Origin of the sequence: Kitasatospora sp. NPDC048545 (genome assembly GCF_040651155.1) — a bacterium.
In the GTDB taxonomy this organism is placed as follows: domain Bacteria; phylum Actinomycetota; class Actinomycetes; order Streptomycetales; family Streptomycetaceae; genus Kitasatospora.
Window position 1 is genome coordinate 183,984 of sequence record NZ_JBEZIQ010000009.1, and the last position, 19,490, is coordinate 203,473.

The 19,490-nt window shown below is 73.4% G+C and carries 12 protein-coding genes and 1 pseudogene; 6 read left to right on the plus strand and 7 right to left on the minus strand.

All coding sequences use genetic code 11. From position 1 onward, the window contains the following. Positions 1–13 precede the first annotated feature (13 nt). Positions 14–640 (plus strand): TetR/AcrR family transcriptional regulator, encoded by a 627-nt coding sequence (locus AB0D10_RS11820; RefSeq protein WP_360254508.1) that lies wholly within the window; start codon positions 14–16, stop codon positions 638–640. After that, entirely contained in the window at positions 637–2,220 is a 1,584-nt protein-coding gene (locus AB0D10_RS11825) for an MFS transporter (RefSeq protein WP_360254510.1), read from the plus strand. The genes AB0D10_RS11820 and AB0D10_RS11825 overlap by 4 nt, the downstream gene beginning before the upstream one ends. A gap of 107 nt (positions 2,221–2,327) precedes the next feature. On the opposite strand, the gene AB0D10_RS11830 is transcribed toward AB0D10_RS11825, so the two are convergent. From AB0D10_RS11830 to AB0D10_RS11860, 7 genes are all read right to left on the minus strand, one after another. Then, entirely contained in the window at positions 2,328–4,808 is a 2,481-nt protein-coding gene (locus tag AB0D10_RS11830) for a SpoIIE family protein phosphatase (protein WP_360254512.1), read from the minus strand. A gap of 148 nt (positions 4,809–4,956) precedes the next feature. After that, the gene (locus AB0D10_RS11835; RefSeq protein ID WP_360254514.1) at positions 4,957–5,577 is read right to left on the minus strand and encodes a TetR/AcrR family transcriptional regulator; all 621 of its coding nucleotides are present in this window, start codon (positions 5,575–5,577) and stop codon (positions 4,957–4,959) included. A gap of 160 nt (positions 5,578–5,737) precedes the next feature. Beyond that, positions 5,738–7,336: a 4-coumarate--CoA ligase family protein gene (locus AB0D10_RS11840; protein ID WP_360254516.1), complete on the minus strand. Its 1,599-nt coding sequence runs from the start codon at positions 7,334–7,336 to the stop codon at positions 5,738–5,740. A gap of 631 nt (positions 7,337–7,967) precedes the next feature. Beyond that, positions 7,968–9,140, minus strand: coding sequence for an acyl-CoA dehydrogenase (locus AB0D10_RS11845; protein ID WP_360254518.1), 1,173 nt, complete (start codon positions 9,138–9,140; stop codon positions 7,968–7,970). 15 nt (positions 9,141–9,155) lie between these two features. Then, the gene (locus tag AB0D10_RS11850) at positions 9,156–11,186 is read right to left on the minus strand and encodes a biotin carboxylase N-terminal domain-containing protein (RefSeq protein ID WP_360254520.1); all 2,031 of its coding nucleotides are present in this window, start codon (positions 11,184–11,186) and stop codon (positions 9,156–9,158) included. Positions 11,187–11,211: 25 nt separating this feature from the next. Next, a complete protein-coding gene (locus AB0D10_RS11855) occupies positions 11,212–12,810 on the minus strand; it encodes a carboxyl transferase domain-containing protein (protein ID WP_360254522.1) in 1,599 nt (532 codons plus the stop codon). After that, entirely contained in the window at positions 12,807–14,600 is a 1,794-nt protein-coding gene (locus AB0D10_RS11860; RefSeq protein ID WP_360254524.1) for an acyclic terpene utilization AtuA family protein, read from the minus strand. The genes AB0D10_RS11855 and AB0D10_RS11860 overlap by 4 nt, the downstream gene beginning before the upstream one ends. Positions 14,601–15,483: 883 nt before the next feature. Between AB0D10_RS11860 and AB0D10_RS11865 the strand changes: the two genes are divergently transcribed. The 4 genes and pseudogenes from AB0D10_RS11865 to AB0D10_RS11880 all read left to right on the plus strand — a co-directional run bounded on the left by AB0D10_RS11865 (position 15,484) and on the right by AB0D10_RS11880 (position 19,404). Further along, positions 15,484–15,984, plus strand: a complete 501-nt coding sequence (locus tag AB0D10_RS11865) for a hypothetical protein (protein WP_360254526.1) — start codon at positions 15,484–15,486, stop codon at positions 15,982–15,984. Between the two features lie 135 nt (positions 15,985–16,119). Continuing rightward, positions 16,120–16,239 (plus strand): annotated as a pseudogene (locus AB0D10_RS11870) (M23 family peptidase); the annotation flags it as partial. Between the two features lie 160 nt (positions 16,240–16,399). Then, positions 16,400–16,813, plus strand: a complete 414-nt coding sequence (locus AB0D10_RS11875) for a VOC family protein (protein WP_360254528.1) — start codon at positions 16,400–16,402, stop codon at positions 16,811–16,813. 206 nt (positions 16,814–17,019) lie between these two features. Continuing rightward, positions 17,020–19,404, plus strand: coding sequence for an excinuclease ABC subunit UvrA (locus AB0D10_RS11880; RefSeq protein WP_360254530.1), 2,385 nt, complete (start codon positions 17,020–17,022; stop codon positions 19,402–19,404). The last annotated feature ends 86 nt before the right edge of the window (positions 19,405–19,490 follow it).

Genomic DNA, 19,490 nt, shown 5'->3' on the forward strand with positions numbered 1-19,490 from the left:
CTAGACTCGATTCATGGCCACCGACCGCGACACCGTCCTCGAAGCCGCCGTCGGCGTGCTCTCCCGCCGCCCGACCGCCCACCTGGACGAGATCGCGCGGGCCGCCGGCATCAGCCGCGCCACCCTGCACCGGCTCTTCCCCGGGCGCGAGGCGCTGATCCGCGAGGTCGGCCTGCTCGGCCTGCGCCGGTTCGCCGCCGCGCTGGACACCGCCGACGTCGAGGAGGGCGACGCCGAGGCGGCACTGCGCCGCCTGGTGGACGCCTCGGTCCCGGACGCCATGCTCTGCGCCTTCCTGGCCGGAGAGAACCAGCTCTACGACGTCGACGACATCAACGACCTCTGGGAGCTCCAGATCGCCCGGCTGCACGCGCTGTTCCTGCGCGGTCAGCAGCAGGGCGTGTTCCGCATCGAGCTGAGCGCCGCCTGGCTGAGCGAGGCCTTCTTCGACCTGGTGGCCGGCGTCGGCTGGTCCATCCAGGACGGCCGGCTCGCCCCGCGCGACGCGGCCTTCTCGCTCGCCGAGCTCTTCCTCGGCGGCGCGCTGCGCAGACCGGGCGCCCCCTCCCCCGCCCCCACCACCCACAGCACCTCGGACCGCAGCACCTCCGACTGCAGACCGGACACCGATAAGCCATGAGTTCCCCGACCGCCCGCCAGCGCTGGACCGGCCTCGCCGTCCTCGTCCTGGCCGTCACCGTGGTCGCCCTGGACGCGACCGTCCTCTCCCTCGCCATCCCGTCGATCAGCGAGACCCTGCGCCCCAGCGGCACCCAGCTGCTCTGGATCGGCGACGCCTACTCCTTCGTCCTGGCCGGCCTGCTGGTCAGCATGGGCGCGCTGAGCGACCGGATCGGCCGCAAGAAGCTCCTGCTGGCCGGTGCCACGGCCTTCGGCGCGGCCTCGCTGCTGGCCGCCTACGCGCCGAGCGCGGGCTGGCTGATCCTGGCCCGCGCGCTGCTCGGCGTCGCCGGGGCGACGATCATGCCGTCCACCCTGTCACTGATCCGCAGCCTTTTCCCGGACGACCGGGAGCGGGCCACCGCGATCGGCATCTGGGGCGCGGCCGCCACCGCCGGCGCCGCGCTCGGGCCGGTGGTCGGCGGGGTGCTGCTGGAGCACTTCTGGTGGGGTTCGGTCTTCCTGCTGAACATCCCGGTGCTGCTCCTGCTGCTGGGCTTCGGCGCCTGGCTGCTGCCGGAGTCCAAGGACCCGAAGCCGGGCCGCTGGGACGTGCTGAGCGTCGTCCTGTCGATGGCCGGGGTGATCGGCGTGGTGTACGCCGTCAAGGAGGCCGCCGCGCACGGCGTGGTCCGCTGGGACGTGCCGGTCACCTTCGTGCTCGGCGCCGCCGCGCTCACCGCCTTCGTGCGCCGTCAGCTACGGCTGGAGACCCCGCTGCTCGACGTCCGGCTGTTCCGCGACCGGAGGTTCACGGCGGCGGTGTCGGCCTCGCTGATCTCCCTGGTCGGCCTCTCCGGCGTGATCTTCGTGGTCTCGCAGTACCTGCAGCTGGTCCGCGGCTACCAGCCGCTCCAGGCCGGCCTGGCCGAACTGCCGGCCTTCGCGGGCTCGGTGGTCGGCGGTCTGCTGACCGCCCGGGTGGCCCGGCGCTTCGGCGCCCGGAAGGCGCTGACGGCCTGTCTGCTGGTGATGGGTCTGGGCGTCGGCGTACTGGGCGGGCTGGAGCAGGACACCACCTACCTGCTGCTGGCCGCCTCCTTCCTGCTGGTCGGGACGGCCGAGGGCGTGGTCTACACGCTCGGCGCCGACCTGGTGCTGGGCGCCGCGCCCGCCGACAAGGCCGGAGCCGCCTCCGCGGTCTCCGAGACGGCGTACGAGCTGGGCACCGCGCTCGGCATCGCCCTGGTCGGCTCGGTGGTCGGCTCGATCTACGCCAACGGGCTGGCCGTCCCGGCCGGGACGGACCCGGCGGACGCGGCCCGGGCCGGTGAGTCGCTGGGCGCGGCGGTCGAGACGGCGCAGGGGCTGTCGCCGGAGCTGGCGCAGCCGCTGCTGGCGAGTGCGAAGCAGGTCTTCGTCGGCGGCATGAACACCGCCGGACTGCTGGCCGCCGCGCTGCTGGTCGGCGCGTCCGTGATGGCCTGGCGCCTGCTGCGCGGGCTCGCCGGGCCGACGCCGGCGGCGGACGGCGCGCAGGCGCCGCAGCTCGCTCCGGAGGAGGCGCCGGCCGGCTCCTCGGAGCAGGTCCGGGTGTGACCCGGCCGGCCGCACGGTAGGACACGCCCGGGACCGGCCCGGACACGACGCGACAGGAACGGTCGTTCTCCCGAGGAGAACGGCCGTTTCCGTGTGTCACGCGGCGGCTACCCCGCCCCGAACGGCAGCTCCAGCTCGGCCCAGACGACCTTGCCGTCCCGGGTGAGCCGGCTGCCCCAGCGTTGGGCCAGCTCGCTGACCAGGAACATCCCGCGCCCGCCCTCGTCCTGCTCGGCGAACGGGCGCAGCTGCGGGGTCTGGCCGCCGGCGTCGGAGACCTCCAGGGTGAGCACCCGGTCGCGGAACAGCCGCAGCCGCCGCGGGGCGTCGGCGTGCAGCAGGGCGTTGGTGACCAGCTCGCTGACGAGCAGTTCGGCGTAGTCGGTGAGCGCGGACAGCCCCCAGGACTCCAGGGTGGCGCGGGTGAAGCGGCGGGCCTTGCCGGGCAGCCTGCCGCCACCGCTGAGCGGGAGGGTGGCGATCCGGTCGGCGGGCAGCGGCAGCACCCGCGCCATGATCATCGCTATGTCGTCCTCGGTGCCGTCGGTGACCAGCGCCCCGAGGACGGCGTCGCAGCTCTCCTCCAGCGTCCGGCCGGGCCCGGAGAGCGTGCCGGCCAGCAGGTCGATCCCGGTGTCCAGGTCCTGACCGCGCCGCTCGACCAGGCCGTCGGTGTAGAGCGCGACCGTGCCGCCCTCGGGGATGGTGAACTCGATCGACTCGAAGGCCACCCCGCCGACGCCCAGCGGCACGCCGGGCGGCACCTCGACCATCTCGGCGGTGCCGTCGGGGGAGACCCGCACCGGCGGCAGGTGCCCGGCCGAGGCGACCTGGACGGTGCGCTCCAGCGGGTCGTAGACCGCGCAGATGCAGGTCGCGAACTGGCCCTCACCGATGCCGGAGGCGGTCTCGTCCAGCCGGGTGAGGACCTGTTCAGGCGGCATGTCGAGGGTGGCCAGGGTCCGGGCGACGGTGCGCAGCTGGCCCATCGTGGCGGCGGCCCGGATGCCGTGGCCCATCACGTCACCGACCACCAGGGCGACCCGCCCGCACGACAGCGGCACCACGTCGAACCAGTCGCCGCCGACCTCGCTGACCACGCTGCTGGGCAGGTAGCGGTAGGCGATCTCCAGGCCGAGCGTGCGGTGCACCTCCTGCGGCAGCAGGCTGCGCTGCAGGGTGAGGGCGGTCTCCCGCTCGCGCCGGTAGAGCCGGGCGTTGTCGAGTGCCAGCGCGGTCCGGGCGACCAGTTCCTCGGCGAGGGCGACGTCGGCGGCGGTGAAGGGCTCGGGGTTACGCATCCGGATGAACTCGGAGCCGCCGAGCACCATGCCCCGGGCGGTGATCGGCACCATCAGGTACGAGTGGATGCCCGCCGCCATCCCGGGGGCGACCCGGTCGTCGCTGGAGACCAGTCCGCGCAGCACCTCCTCGTCCACGCTGGCCCGCAGCAGCGGCTTGCCGCTGCGCAGGCACTGGGTGTAGCTGCGGTCGGGGGCGTACTCGGAGGTCTCGCCGACGACGTCGACGGCGCTCGCGAGGCCGGTCTCGTAGGACTCCCCGACGGCGACGGCGCGCAGGGTGACGGTGCGGTCGGAGGGGATCGGGGTGGGCTCGGCACCGCGCAGCACCGGTTCCAGGAGGTCGACGGTGGCGAAGTCGGCGAACCGGGGGACGACGGCCTCGATCAGTTCCTCGGCGGTGCGCTGGAGGTCGAGGGTGGTGCCGATCCGCGCGGTGGCCTCGGCGATGGTGGCGAGCCGTTCCTGGGCCCGGGCGGCGCGGGCCTCGGCCTGGAAGCGCTCGGTGACGTCGATGATCGAGGAGCAGACGCCGAAGACCCGGCCGGTGGAGTCCTCCAGCCGGAAGTAGGAGGCGGACCAGGCGCGGTCCCGTCTGGGGTCGCCGGGGACCCGGCCGTGCGAGCGGGCGTCCACGACGGGCTTGCCGGTGCGCAGCACCAGCCGCATGGTCTGCTCGATCTCGGCGCTGTTGATGCCCGGCAGGACGGCGGATATCCGGCGGCCGAGGTGAGCGGCGACCGGTACGCCGTTCATCCGGGCGAGCGCCTCGTTGAGCCGGACGTAGCGCAGGTCGGTGTCGTAGACGGCCATGCCGATCGGGGAGCGGCCGAAGATGCCGTCCAGCACCGCCAGGTCGGCCTCGACGGCGTGCAGGGCGCGGGTGTCGGAGGCGGTGGCGAGGAGCAGCAGGGTGCCGGTCGGTCCGGCGATGGGGTAGGTGCGGAACTCCAGGTCGACCTTGTGCCCGTCGCGGTGCCGGACGGGGAAGACGCCGGACCAGCCGGTGCCGCCCATGATCCGCTCGAACAGGGCCAGCACCTCGGCGCGGTCGCCGCCGTCGGTGAGCAGCTGCGCGGCGTAGCTGCCGACGGCCTCCTCGCTGGTGTAGCCGAGCAGGGCCTCGGCGTCCTCGCTCCAGTGCAGGATCAGGCCGTCGTCCTGGAGGAGGGCCGTCGCGAGCGGGACGAGCCGGTGGCCTTCGGGACGTACCCCCTCCGGACGCACCGATGTGCCGCCCGGTGCCGGGTCGGCGGCGTCGGTCGCGTCCCACTCGTGTCCGTGCATGATCAGGCAGCACCCCGGTTCGGCTCGTGCCCGGCCGGGTGGGCCTCGCGGTCCGTGCCGGCCGGGGTTCTTCTCCAGACTGCACGGACATCGGCCGCCCGGCGACCCCTTGGTCAGGGGTTGTCCGGCCGCTCCGGATGTACGGGCGTCATGGGCGTACCGGGCGCAGCGTACTCTCAAGAACGCCCGCCCACTGCCGGATCACTCCGGATCGTCGGAGGCTGTCGTCGGTGAGCAGGTTGGCCAGGCCCAGCCCGCGGGCCAGGTCCAGTGTGGCCTGCACCGATTCGCGCACACCGGGGTTGCCCTCGTCGGCGTCCAGGAACTCCACGGCGGCGCGGTGGGCCTCCCGGCCGACGTGCCCCTCCAGGGCGATGATCCGTTCGCGCAGCGCGTCCTCGGTCGCGGCGGCGGTCCAGAGGTGCAGGGCGGCGCGGAACAGCGGGCCGGTGTAGAGGCGCACGATCATGTCGACCACGGCGCGGGTGCGGTCGGGGCCGCCGGCGGGCAGCTCGTCCGCGTGGGCGCGCACGGCCGCCAGCCGCTCGGCGGTGACGTGCTCGACGGCTGCGGTGAACAGGTCCTCGCGGGTCGGGAAGTGGTGCTGGGCGGCGCCCCGGGAGACGCCGGCGCGCTCGGCGACGACGGTGACGGTGGAGCCGTTCCAGCCGAGTTCGGCCAGGCAGTCCACGGCCGCCGCGAGCAGCCGGGCCCTGGTCGCGCGGCTGCGGTCCTGCCGGGGGGTGCGGGCGGCGGCTTGGCTGGTCATGGCGGTGGGCGGCTCCTGTTCCGGTGGTGGCGCGGCGGGTCGATCCTCACAGACGGGCGCCAGTCGGCGCCGTTCAGGGTCCGGTCGGCGCCGTTCGGGGTCCGGTCGGCGCCGTTCGGGGTCCGGACGACGGCGGTGCGCCCGCCCGGCGGCCGCCCGCTCAGTCGACGGCGGCGCGCCCGGCCTCGCGGGCCCGCAGTTCGCGGCGGAGGATCTTGCCGGCCGCGGACTTGGGGACGGCGTCCACGAACTCGACCGCCCTGACCTTCTTGTACGGGGCGACCTGCCCGGCGACGTACCCGGTGACCTCCTCGGCAGTCAGTCCGCTGCCGGGGACGCGGACCACGAAGGCCTTGGGGCACTCGGTGCCCTCGGCGTCCCGGACGCCGATCACGGCGGCGTCGGCGATCTGCGGGTGGCCGAGCAGTACGGCCTCCAGCTCGGCGGGGGCGACCTGGTAGCCCTTGTACTTGATGAGTTCCTTGACCCGGTCGACGATGTGCAGGTAGCCGCGCTCGTCCACGTGGCCGACGTCACCGGTGTGCAGCCAGCCCTCGGCGTCGATCACCGCGGCGGTCTCGGAGGGGCGGCCGAGGTAGCCCTTCATCACCTGGGGGCCGCGGATCAGCAGCTCACCGCGCTGCCCCGCGCCGAGGTCCCCGTCGGAGCCGTCCAGGGCGGCGACCCGCAGTTCGGTGGAGGGGACCATCCGGCCGACCGAGCCGCGCGAGGGCTCCCCCTCCCGGGGGGAGACGACGTGGGTGACCGGGGAGAGTTCGGTCATGCCGTAGCCCTGGAGGAGGTGCGGCAGGCCCAGGCGCCGGGCGCAGGCGTCGGCGAGCTCGTGGTCCAGCGGGGCGGCGGCGCACAGCAGGTACTCGACGGAGGAGAGGTCGAACCGGTCCACCGCCGGGTGCTTGGCGAGGGCGAGGGCGATCGGCGGCGCCACCACCAGGGCCTGCACCCGGTGCTCCTCGACGGCGCGGCAGAACTGCTCCAGGTCGAAGCGGGGCAGCACGACCACGGTGGCGCCGCAGCGCAGCGGCTGGTTGAGCAGTGCCGCGAGGCCGTAGATGTGGAAGAACGGCAGGACGGCGAGGACCCGCTCGCCCTCGGCGGGGCGGTAGAGGGCGTCGCACTGGGCGAGGTTGGTGGCGATCGAGCGGTGGGTGAGCATGACGCCCTTGGGCAGGCCGGTGGTGCCGCTGGAGTACGGCAGGACGGCGACGTCCTCGCCCGGGTCGATGGCGGTCTCGGGGGCGGGGCCGGGCGCGGCCAGCAGGTCGGCGAGCGAGCGGTGGCCGTCGGCGCCGTCCAGGACGACGATCTCGGTCAGCGGGTGGCCCTGCTCGGCCAGCAGGTCGGCGGCCGTCCGGGCGGTGGGCAGGAACGGGGAGACGGTGACCAGCAGGCGGGCGCGGCTGTCGCGCAGCTGGCCGGCCAGTTCGGCGGGCGTGGCCAGCGAGGACACGGTGGTCACGGTGGCGCCGGCCCGGGTGGCGCCGTAGAAGGCCATCGGGTAGGCGGTCGAGTTGGGGCTGAACAGGGCGACGACGTCGCCCCGGCGCACGCCTGACGCGACCAGTGCGGCGGCGACCCGTTCGACGGCGGCGGCGAGCTGCGCGTAGCTGACGCGTTCCCCGGTGAGGCCGTCGATCAGGGCCGGCCGGTCGCCGTACCGGGCCGCGGCGCCGAGGACCGCGTCATGGATCGGCAGGTCGACCACGGGGACGTCCGGGAACTCACTGCGGAACACCAAGGTAAGCCTCCAGTAAGGAAGTTGACGCGGCAACAAAACCCCGCGAGGGCGCCTTCAGGAGCATACGGACAGTCAGGGGGCGGGCTCGGCCATTGTGGGGAACCGGGGGCGGCGCTCGCGTGGCACGGTTGTCACCGGGGGCGCCCGACCGGACGGTGTTGCACCACGGCCGCCCGCCCCCCGGGGTGCGGCCCCGACCCCGGAACGCCCGACCGCGAAACCGCTCTCCACCCCCCGGCCAACGGCGCGGGCCTGGCGCCCACCCTCGGCACGGCCCCGGCCGACCGGGCGGACCGGGCGGACCGGGCGACAACGGCACCGTCGAGATCCACGCCTACACCACTCCAGTGGCCGATACCCGCGACGAACCCGGGGGCCGCGCGTTCCCCTCCCCCCCCGGACGCGTTCGGCGCCGACACCGTCCAGCGGGTCGCCCGGACGATCACGCGGCAGCCGCCGGCCGGCACCGCCCGGGTGCCGACCGCGCGGAGCTGCGACTGATCACCTGCGGCGGGACGTTCGACCGCAGGACCGGGTACGAGTCCGACACCGTGGTGTTCGCCCACCTCTCCTCGTCGCGCTGACCGCGGTGACCGCTGTCACCGCGGCAGCCCCTGCGGCTCGGCGCGGCTCAGTACGACTTCGGCAGGCCGAGCGTGTGCTGGGCAACGTAGTTGAGCACCATCTCGCGGCTGACCGGGGCGACCCGGCCGACCCGGGTGGCCGCCAGCAGCGCGCCCAGCCCGTACTCCTGGGTGAGGCCGTTGCCGCCCAGGGTCTGCACCGCCTGGTCGACGGTCCGCGCGGCAGCCTCACCGGCGGCGTACTTGGCCATGTTGGCGGCCTCCCCGGCGGCGAGGTCCTCGCCCGCGTCGTAGAGCAGCCCTGCCTTCTGGGTCATCAGCCGGGCCAGCTCGATCTCCACCGCGCACTGGGCCAGCGGGTGGGCCAGGCCCTGGTGCGCGCCGATCGGGGTGGACCAGACGGTACGGGTCTTCGCGTACTCGACGGCCTTGCCGAGGGCCTGCCGGGCCAGGCCGAGCGAGAACGCGGCGGTGAGGATCCGCTCGGGGTTGAGCCCGGCGAAGAGCTGCAGCAGGCCCGCGTTCTCGTCGCCGACCAGGGCGTCGGCGGGCAGCCGGACGTCGTCCAGGAAGACCTGGAACTGCTTCTCCGGCGCGACGAGTTCCATCGGGATCGCCCGGTACTCGAAGCCGGGGGTGTCACGCGGGACGACGAACAGACAGGGCTTGAGCTTGCCGGTGCGTGCGTCCTCCGTGCGGGCCACGAACAGGACGGCGTCGCAGTGGTCGATGCCGGAGACGAACACCTTGCGGCCGGTGAGCAGCCAGTCCTCACCGTCCCGGCGGGCGACGGTGGAGATCCGGTGCGAGTTGGAACCGGCGTCCGGCTCGGTGATGCCGAAGGCCATCCTGCGGCTGCCGTCGGCCAGGCCCGGCAGCCACTGCCGCTTCTGCTCCTCGGTGCCGTAGCGGGCTATCACGGTGCCGCAGATCGCCGGGGAGACGATCAGCAGCAGCAACGGGCAGCCGGCGGTGCCGAGTTCCTCCAGGACGATGGCGAGGTCGGTGATGCCGCCGCCTCCGCCGCCGTACTCGGCGGGCAGGTTGACGCCGAGGTAGCCGGCCTTGCCGGCCTCCGCCCACAGCTCGTCGGCGGGTTCGCCGGCCCGGGCCTTGGCGAGGTAGTAGGCGGAGCCGTAGCGGCGGCCGAGGTCGCCGACGGCCTGGCGCAGGGCCCGGCGTTCGGGGGTTTCCAGGAGTTGACTGCCGATGGCGGACATGCGGTGGGTCCTTCCTCAGGCCTCTCGGGGGGACGTGCGGGGGGACGTTCCGGGGGACGTTCCGGGGGACGTTCCGGGGGACGTTTCGGGGGACGCGGCGACGGCCTGGACGACGGCCAGCAGGGCGCCGAGCTCGACCTGTCGGCCCGGGGTGGCGCGCAGTTCCACGAGGACGCCGTCGGCGGGAGCGGTCACCCGGTGCTCCATCTTCATCGCCTCCAGCACCAGCAGCGGCTGCCCGGCCGTGACGGTGTCCCCGACGGCGGCGGTGGTGCGCACGACGGTGCCGGGCATCGGGGCGAGCAGGGCGCCGGGGTCGGTGCGGACGGTGGGGTCCGGGAAGCGCGGCAGGGCGGTGAGCGCGGCGCCGCCGGCCGGGGTGTCGACGTGCACCCGGTCACCGTGGCGGGCGACCAGGTAGGTGCGCCGCAGCTCGCCCTCACGCAGCACCACCCGGTCCGCGGTGGCCTCGACCAGCTCGACGTCCGGGTGGTCCTCGGCCTGCAGACCGGCCCGGGTGAAGCGGTAGCGGACCTCGAACTCGGCGCCGTCGTCCGCCCGGTAGCGCTTGAGCTGCGGCTGCGCGGGCAGGTTGCGCCAGCCGGAGGGGAACGCGGTGCGCCGGGCCGCGGCATCGGCGAGGGCCGCCGCCAGCGCGGCGCGCTCGGCGCCCTTGCCGTCCGGGGCGGTCAGGTCGGCAACGTACTCGGCCAGGAACCCGGTGTGCAGCCGTCCGCCCAGGAACGCCGGGTGGCGCAGCGCGCGGACCAGCGACTCCCGGTTGGTGGCGGGCCCGTGGATCCGGGCCCGGGCCAGCGTGTCGGCAAGCCGGCGGGCGGCCGCCGCACGGGTCGGCGCCCAGGCGATCACCTTGGCGAGCATCGCGTCGTAGTGCGGGGTGACCTCGCTGCCGGACTCGACCCCGGAGTCCAGCCGGACCCCGGAGTCGGTCCGCCCGCCGGTTCCGGTGAACTCCTGGTACGGCACGGTGAGTTCGAGCCGGTGCAGGGTGCCGGTGGCGGGCTGCCAGTCCTTGACGGGGTCCTCGGCGTAGAGCCGCGCCTCGATCGCGTGGCCACGGCTGACGGGGGCCTCCCGGGGCAGCTCCTCCCCTTCTGCGACGGCGAGCTGAAGGGCCACCAGGTCCAGCCCGGTGACCGCCTCGGTGACCGGGTGCTCGACCTGCAGCCGGGTGTTCATCTCCAGGAACCAGAACCGGCCGTCCTCGGCGAGCAGGAACTCCGCGGTGCCGGCGCCGACGTAGCCGATCGCCCGGGCGGCGTTCACCGCGGCCGCGTGCAACGCGGCCCGGACCTCCTCCGGCAGGCCGGGGGCGGGCGCCTCCTCGATCACCTTCTGGTGCCGCCGCTGCAGCGAGCAGTCACGGTCGCCGACCGCGTGGACCGTGCCGTGCGCGTCGGCCAGCAACTGGACCTCGACGTGCCGCCCGGCCGGCAGGTAGCGCTCGCAGAACACCTCGTCCGAGCCGAAGGCCTTGGCGGCCTCCGCGCGGGCGGCCGCCAGCTCGCCGGGCAGGTCCGCGAGGCTGCGCACCACCCGCATGCCGCGGCCGCCACCGCCCGCCGCGGCCTTCACCAGGACCGGCAGGTCGGCCTCGGTCGGTTCGGCGAGCGCGTCGAGGACGGGCACCCCGGCGGCGGCCATCAGCCGCTTGGCGGCCGTCTTGGAGCCCATCGCGGCGATCGCGGCCGGTGGCGGCCCGACCCAGACCAGGCCCGCGTCCAGGACGGCCTGCGCGAACCCGGCGTCCTCGGAGAGGAATCCGTAGCCCGGGTGGACGGCGTCGGCCCCGGCCGCCAGCGCGGCGCGGACGATCAGATCGGCCCGCAGGTAGGTGTCGGCGGGCGTGGCGCCGGGCAGCCGGACGGCCGCGTCGGCCTCGCGCACGTGCGGGGCGTCGGCGTCCGGGTCGGAGTGGACGGCGGTGGTCGCGATGCCGAGCTCCCGGCAGGTGCGGAAGACCCGGCGGGCGATCTCGCCCCGGTTGGCGACCAGCAGGTTGCCGATCGATGTCGTGGAAGTCATTCGTGGCTCCGTCACAGGGGCTCGCTCACATTCGGAAGACGCCGTAGCCGCGCGTGCCCTCGACCGGCGCGTTGTGGATCGCGGACAGGCACAGGCCGAGCACCGTGCGGGTGTCGCGCGGATCGATCACACCGTCGTCGTAGAGGCGGCCGGACAGGAACACGGGCAGTGACTCGGCCTCGATCTGCTGCTCGACCATCGCCCGGATCGCCGCGTCCGCGTCCTCGTCGTACGGCGTGCCCTTCGCCGCCGCCGACTGCCGGGCGACGATCGAGAGCACCCCGGCGAGCTGCTGCGGGCCCATCACCGCGGACTTGGCGCTCGGCCACGAGAACAGGAAGCGCGGCTCGTAGGCCCGGCCGCACATGCCGTAGTGGCCGGCGCCGTAGGAGGCGCCCATCAGGACGGACAGGTGCGGGACGGTGGAGTTGGCGACGGCGTTGATCATCATCGCGCCGTGCTTGATGATGCCGCCCTGTTCGTAGTCCTTGCCGACCATGTAGCCGGTCGTGTTGTGCAGGAACAGCAGCGGGGTGTTCCGCTGGTTCGCCAACTGGATGAACTGGGCGGCCTTCTGGGACTCGGCGCTGAACAGCACGCCCTGGGCGTTGGCCAGGATGCCGACCGGGTAGCCGTGCAGACGGGCCCAGCCGGTGGCCAGGCTCGCGCCGTAGAGCGGCTTGAACTCGTCGAAGTCGGAGCCGTCGACCAGCCGGGCGATCACCTCGCGCGGGTCGAAGGGCACCTTGAGGTCACCGGGGACGATGCCCAGCAGCTCCTCCTCGTCGAACCGCGGCGGCTCGGCGAGCGGATCGGGGCCCGGCCCCGGCTTGCGGTGGTCGAGCCGGGCGACGATCCGGCGGGCCAGCCGCAGCGCGTCCGCCTCGTCCACCGCTACGTGGTCGGCCAGGCCGGAGGTGCGGGCGTGCATCTCGGCGCCGCCCAGCGACTCGTCGTCGGCCTCCTCCCCGGTCGCCATCTTCACCAGCGGCGGACCGCCGAGGAACACCTTGGCGCGCTCCTTCACCAGCACGGTGTGGTCCGACATGCCGGGGACGTAGGCGCCACCGGCCGTCGAGTTGCCGAACACCACGGCCACGGTCGGGATCCCGGCGGCGGACAGCCGGGTGAGGTCGCGGAACAGGGCACCGCCGGGGATGAAGATCTCCTTCTGGCTGGGCAGGTCCGCGCCGCCGGACTCGACCAGGTTCACCAGCGGCAGACGGTTGTGCAGCGCGATCTCGTTGGCCCGCAGCGCCTTGCGCAGCGTCCACGGATTGCTGGCACCGCCGCGCACCGTCGGGTCGTTGGCGGTGATCACGCACTCCACGCCCTCGATCACCCCGATGCCGGTGACCAGCGCCGCGCCGACCGGGTAGTCGCTGCCCCAGGCGGCCAGCGGCGACAGCTCCAGGAACGGCGAGTCCTGGTCGATCAGCAGCTCGATCCGCTCGCGGGCCGGCAGTTTGCCGCGGCCCCGGTGGCGCTCCAGGTACCTGGGGCCGCCGCCGGCCAGCGCCTTGGCGTGCTCGGCGTCCAGGTCGGCCAGCTTGGCGAGCATCGCCGCGCGGTGCTCGGCGTACTCGGGCCCGGCCGGGTCGACGCGGGTGGGAAGGACGGTCACAGCGGCCTCTCCGGGCTGTCGGGGAGCGGGTTCGGGGCGTCCGGCGGCGCGGCCTCCGGACGGTCGAGCGGCGCAGGCTCCGGACGGTCGAGCAACGCCGTCGGGACGTCCAGCCGGCGCGAACGCAGCCACTCGCCGAGGGCCTTGGCCTGCGGGTCGAAGCGGTGCCGGGCGGCGACGCCCTCCCCGAGCAGGCCGGTGAGCACGAAGTTGACCGCGCGCAGGTTCGGGAAGAGGTGCCGGGTGACGGCCAACTCGGCGGTCTCCGGTAGGAGTTCCCTGATCCGGTCCACGGTGAGGGTGTGCGCCAGCCAACGCCAGCCGTCCTCGGTGCGCGCCCAGACGCCCAGGTTGGCGTCGCCGCCCTTGTCACCGCTGCGGGCGCCGGCCACCAGACCCAGCGGCACCCGCCGGGTCGGGCCGGGCGGCAGCGGCTCCGGCGTCTGCTGCTCGACATCGGCAGACCTGCCGGTGAGCGGCGCGGGCGGAACGGCGATCCGGCGGCCGTCCGGCAGCACGGCGGTGTGCTCCACCACCTTGGCGTCGACGTACGAGGCGGTGAAGACCCCGTACGGCGCACCCGGCCCGGGCGGGGCCGTCAGATGGAACCCGGGATACCCGGCCAATCCCAACTCGACGGCTGCCTTGCCCAGTTCACGCCCGACCTTGGCCGGGTCCGGATCGCGGGCGGTCAGCCGCAGGAGGGCGGAGGCGGCCTCCTCCGTCGGGGCATCCTGATGGTCCGTCCGGGCGAGCGTCCAGCGCAGCTCGGCCGGCCGCGCCTCGGGCGGCAGGGCCTCGGCGAACTGCCGTTGCACCAGCGCGGCCTTGGCCTCGATGTCCAGGCCGGTGAGGACGAACACCACCTCGTTGTGGTGGCCGCCGAGCGCATTGAGTCCGACCTTCAGCGTGGCCGGCGGCGCCTCTCCCCTGACTCCGTCGATCCGGACCCGGTCCGGTCCCTCCTCGGCGAGCCGGACGGTGTCCAGCCGGGCCGTCACGTCCGGACCCAGGTAGTGCGATCCGCCTGTCTCGTACAGGAGTTGGGCGGTGACGGTGCCGATGGTGACGGCGCCGCCGGTGCCCGGATGTTTGGTGATCACGCTGGAACCGTCGGCGTGCAGTTCGGCGATCGGGAAGCCGGGACGGGTCACGTCGTGCTCGCGGAAGAACGCGTAGTTGCCGCCGGTCGCCTGCGCCCCGCACTCCAGCACGTGCCCGGCGACCACCGCCCCGGCCAGCGCGTCCGACTCCGTCGGATCCCAACCGAAGTGCGCGATCCCCGGCCCGACGACCAACGCCGCGTCCGTCACCCGCCCGGTGACCACCACGTCGGCGCCCGCCCGCAGACAGGCCGCGATGCCGAACCCGCCGAGATAGGCGTTGGCCGCCAACAGCCCATCCGGCAGGCCGAGTTCCACCCGACGGGGCAGCAGATCGTCCCCCTCGACGTGCGCCACCGCCGCCTCGACACCCAACCGCCGCGCCAACCCGCGCAGTTCCTCCGCCAGCCGCGCCGGGTTGAGACCGCCCGCGTTCACCACGATCGCCACCCCGCGCTCACGCGCCAGACCGAGGCACTCCTCCATCTGCCGCAGGAAGGTCCGGGCGTACCCGCGCGACGGGTCCTTGATCCGGTCCCGCGCCAGGATGAGCATGGTCAGTTCGGCCAGGTAGTCCCCGGTGAGCACGTCCAGCGGCCCGCCGGTCAGCATCTCCCGCACCGCGGCGAACCGGTCCCCGTAGAACCCCGAGGCGTTCCCGATCCGCAGTACCGCGCGCTCGCGCACCAAAGCGCCTCCCCTGCCGGTGAGTTGGCGACGCTCCCACACGAGCGCCGTCGGGCAGCAGCGTGGCACCGCCGATAGAAAAAAGCAATCATGCCTGCTTGTTTTCCGTCACCACCCCCATCGGGCACGCCACGTACGCCTCCACCGCCCGCACCGGGCACGCCGAGGCGCAGCCCGAGCCGGCGACGGCCGGCGCGAGGCCTCGGCCCGCCCGGTCGCCGACGGGTCACGACGCCCCGGCAGGTCACGACGCCCCTCCAGGCCACGACGCCCCTCCAGGCCACGACGCCCGAAAAGCCGACCCCGGTCGCGCACCCGACGCGACGGCAACCACGAGGATTCGACCCGTTCAGCGGTGCCGGAATACCCGCATCCGACCCGGCCGATCGATCGATCGATTCTCACGGTGGCCGATCGCCGATGATCCCGAAAGGCGCGGACCAGTCGCGCAGACATCGGCCCCACCGGACGTTCGACGCCCCTTTCACCCGACCCCTGATGTCCGCCGAGCACTGTCCGGATTCCGTACGACCACTTGGGCGGACGAAGGATCACTGCGGCCTGCCGTGGCACCCTCCCCGGACCTGCGGAGCCGACCGGAGCAGGCCGCTGCGGCTCCGGATCTCAATTCCGGACAGATTGATTCCGCAACATTCGCCCGTTGCGGATTCAACGGCCTGCGTCCGCGAAATCCGCAGTAATCCGGCAACGCCGACCCGATCCGACAGAATGGGGAATTCGGACGACAAACCCGCCTCGACGGCCGAATGCCCGCGGGGTTTGCCGGAATTTTGACATACCGGAGAACGTGATATCTGGACCGGGCCCCACCCCTGTGGCACTGTTCCGGCGAGAATCCTTCGACACCCACGGGGGGACATCCATGAAGCTCCGCACCCGGATCCGCGCCGGCGCCACCGCGCTCGCCGTCGCCACGGGCGGCCTGACCTTCGCCTTGGCGGGCCCCGCGACCGCCGCGCACGCGTGCGGGCTGTCCCAGCTCGGCCCGGGCCACTCCATCTGGAGCGGGGGCCACACGGTGGGCGGGTTCTACCTCGCGTGGAACTCGTGCACCGCCCAGGCCTACACCGAGGCCCACATCACCAACACGAACTGGACCCGCAAGCAGGGTCAGATCGACGTCTACAACTACAGCTACCTCAGCGGCGGCGGCTCCCACGCCTCCGGCCCGTCCAGTCCGACGGTCGTCTTCGACGGGACCGCCTGGTGGGACTCGGGCATGCTCTCGATCTACTCCTACCCCAGCGGCGACCGCAACTACATGGGCCAGGTCCAGTTCAACGGCTGCTCGATCGGGTTCACCCCGAAGTGGAACTTCTCGGGGGGCGGGGCCCAGACCAACGGTTCGGACATGTACTGCTGACCCGGCAACAGCAACAGGCGTGCGCGGCCCCGGTGTTCCCCAGGTCCGACCTGGTGCGGACACCGGGGCCGTCCCGTACGCCGCACCCACCCCCACGGCGACCGTCAACGGGCCGTCCCGAGTTGCCGGTTGCCGTGGCTGAAGACCGACCCCGACATCGGCCCGGCCGGCCAATGGGTCTCCGCCTACAACCTCTCCCGCTGGGGCAACGACACCGCCAAGGACAACAACGGCACCACCATCCCCGACTGCTAGGAGGAGGTTCCCGGAGCCCGATGCGTCGGGGACCGGGCAGGGCGGGGACCGGGCAGGGCGGGGACCGGACGGACGGGGAGCGGACGAGGCGGACCGCGCGGGGCGGACCGATCAGTTTTCGAGAAGCCCCCGGCCCGGGCCCCCGCCTAGCGTTGCGGTCATGAGCGACATCACCATTCACTGGACCTTCCTCCCGCACACCGACCCCGAGGCCTCCCTCGCTTTCTACCGCGACCTGCTCGGCTTCGAGGTCCGCAAGGACGTCGGCGGCGGCGCGATGCGCTGGATCACCGTCGGCCCCGCCGACCAGCCGGGCGTCTCGCTCGTGCTGGAGCCGCCGGCGATCGACCCGGGCATCACCGAGGAGGAGCGGCGGACCATCACCGAGATGATGGCGAAGGGCACCTACGCCCGGCTCGTCCTCGGAACCGCGGACCTGGACGGCGTCTTCGACCGGCTGAAGTCCGGCGGCGCCGAGCTGGTGCAGGAGCCGGCCGAGCAGCAGTGGGGTGCGCGTGACTGCGCGTTCCGCGACCCGGCGGGCAACCTGATCCGCTTCAACGAGGTGCGCTGAACCAGCCGCCAGGCCGGCCGGGCAGCCGTAGGCCGCCCCGGTGGCCGAACACGGAAACCCCCCGGCACCCGCACCCGACGGGCCCGACCCCACGGCACCGGCCGGACCGGACCGGACCCCCTCGATTCTGGTTGGATCGAGGGGGTTCACCGCCGACCGTGACCACGGGGTCGGGCCCGCCCGATCGACAGGGAGAGACGACGACCATGCCCAAGAGGACGGACGCGCACCCCGCGCCGCACGCCGCCGACACCCACGACCTGATCCGCGTCCACGGCGCGCGCGAGAACAACCTCAAGGACGTCAGCGTCGACATCCCCAAGCGCCGGCTGACGGTGTTCACCGGCGTGTCCGGTTCGGGCAAGAGTTCACTGGTCTTCGACACCATCGCCGCCGAGTCCCAGCGGCTGATCAACGAGACCTACAGCGCCTTCGTCCAGGGCTTCATGCCCACGCTGGCCCGCCCCGAGGTGGACGTCCTGGAGGGCCTGACCACCGCGATCATCGTGGACCAGCAGCGGATGGGCGCCGACCCGCGCTCCACCGTCGGCACCGCCACCGACGCCAACGCGATGCTGCGCATCCTGTTCAGCCGCCTCGGCACGCCGCACATCGGTTCGCCGAAGGCCTTCTCCTTCAACGTCCCCTCGATCAGCGGGGCGGGCGCGGTGACCGTCGAGCGCGCCGGCAAGACCGTCAAGGAGCGGCGCAGCTTCAGCATCACCGGCGGCATGTGCCCGCGCTGCGAGGGCCGGGGCAGTGTCTCCGACATCGACCTCACCCAGCTGTACGACGACGGCAAGTCGATCGCCGAGGGCGCGATCACCATCCCCGGCTGGAAGACCGACAGCTGGTGGACGGTCGGCATCTACGCCAACTCGGGCTTCCTCGACCCGGACAAGCCGATCCGCAAGTACACCAGGAAGGAACTGCAGGACTTCCTGTACCGGGAGCCGACCAAGGTCAAGGTCAACGGCGTCAACCTCACCTACGAGGGCCTGATCCCCAAGATCCAGAAGTCGATGCTCTCCAAGGACAAGGACGCGCTGCAGCCGCACATCCGCGCCTTCGTCGAGCGTGCCGTCACCTTCACCGCCTGCCCCGACTGCGGCGGCACCCGGCTCAGCGAGGCCGCCCGCTCCTCCAGGATCGCCGGGACCAGCATCGCCGACGCCTGCGCGATGCAGATCAGCGACCTCACCGCGTGGGTCCGCGGACTCGACGAGCCCTCGGTGACGCCGCTGCTCACCACCCTGCGGGAGACCCTCGACTCCTTCGTGGAGATCGGCCTCGGCTACCTCTCGCTGGACCGCCCGTCCGGCACGCTCTCCGGCGGCGAGGCACAACGGGTCAAGATGATCCGTCACCTCGGCTCCTCGCTCACCGACACCACGTACGTCTTCGACGAGCCCACCACCGGCCTGCACCCGCACGACATCGACCGGATGAACAAGCTGCTGCTGCGCCTGCGCGACAAGGGCAACACCGTGCTGGTGGTCGAGCACAAGCCGCAGACCATCGCGATCGCGGACCACGTGGTCGACCTCGGCCCCGGCGCCGGTGCGGCGGGCGGCTCGGTCTGCTACGAGGGTGGCGTGGACGGGCTGCGGGACAGCGGCACGGTCACCGGCCGGCACCTGGCGGACCGGGCGCCGCTGCGGGAGAGCGTGCGCAAGCCCACCGGGCAGCTGGAGATCCGGGGCGCGGACACCCACAACCTGCGGGACGTGGACGTGGACGTCCCGCTCGGGGTACTCACCGTGGTGACCGGGGTCGCCGGCTCCGGAAAGAGCTCGCTGATCCACGGCTCGATCCCCGTCCACGAGGGCGTGGTCTCGGTCGACCAGGGCGCGATCCGCGGCTCGCGCCGCAGCAACCCGGCCACCTACACCGGACTGCTGGAACCGGTCCGCAAGGCCTTCGCCAAGGCCAACGGCGTCAAGCCGGCCCTGTTCAGCGCCAACTCCGAGGGCGCCTGCCCGACCTGCAACGGCGCCGGGGTGGTCTACACCGACCTGGCGATGATGGCCGGAGTGGCCACCACCTGCGAGGACTGCGAGGGCAAGCGCTACCAGCCCGCCGTGCTGGAGTACCGCCTCGGCGGCCGGGACATCGCCGAGGTGCTGGCGATGCCGGTGACCGAGGCCCAGGAGTTCTTCGGCGAGGGCGAGGCCCGGCTGCCCGCCGCCCACCGGATCCTGGAGCGGCTGGCGGACGTCGGCCTCGGCTACATCAGCCTCGGTCAGCCACTCACCACGCTCTCCGGCGGCGAGCGGCAGCGGCTCAAGCTGGCCACCCACATGGCGGACAAGGGCGGCGTCTACGTCCTCGACGAGCCGACCACCGGCCTGCACCTGGCCGACGTCGAGCAGTTGCTCGGGCTGCTGGACCGGCTGGTCGAGTCCGGCAAGTCCGTCATCGTGATCGAGCACCACCCGGCGGTCATGGCGCACGCCGACTGGATCATCGACCTGGGCCCGGGCGCCGGCCACGACGGCGGGCGGGTGGTCTTCGAGGGCACCCCGGCCGACCTGGTCGCGGCCCGCTCCACGCCGACGGGCGAGGCCCTGGCGGAGTACGTCGGCGGCTGAGCTCGGCCGTCGGGGGCGGTCCCGCAGGGGCCCTCCCGTCGGGGACCTCTCCGCGGTGGGCCCGTCCGCGGTGGGTTCTTCCGCCA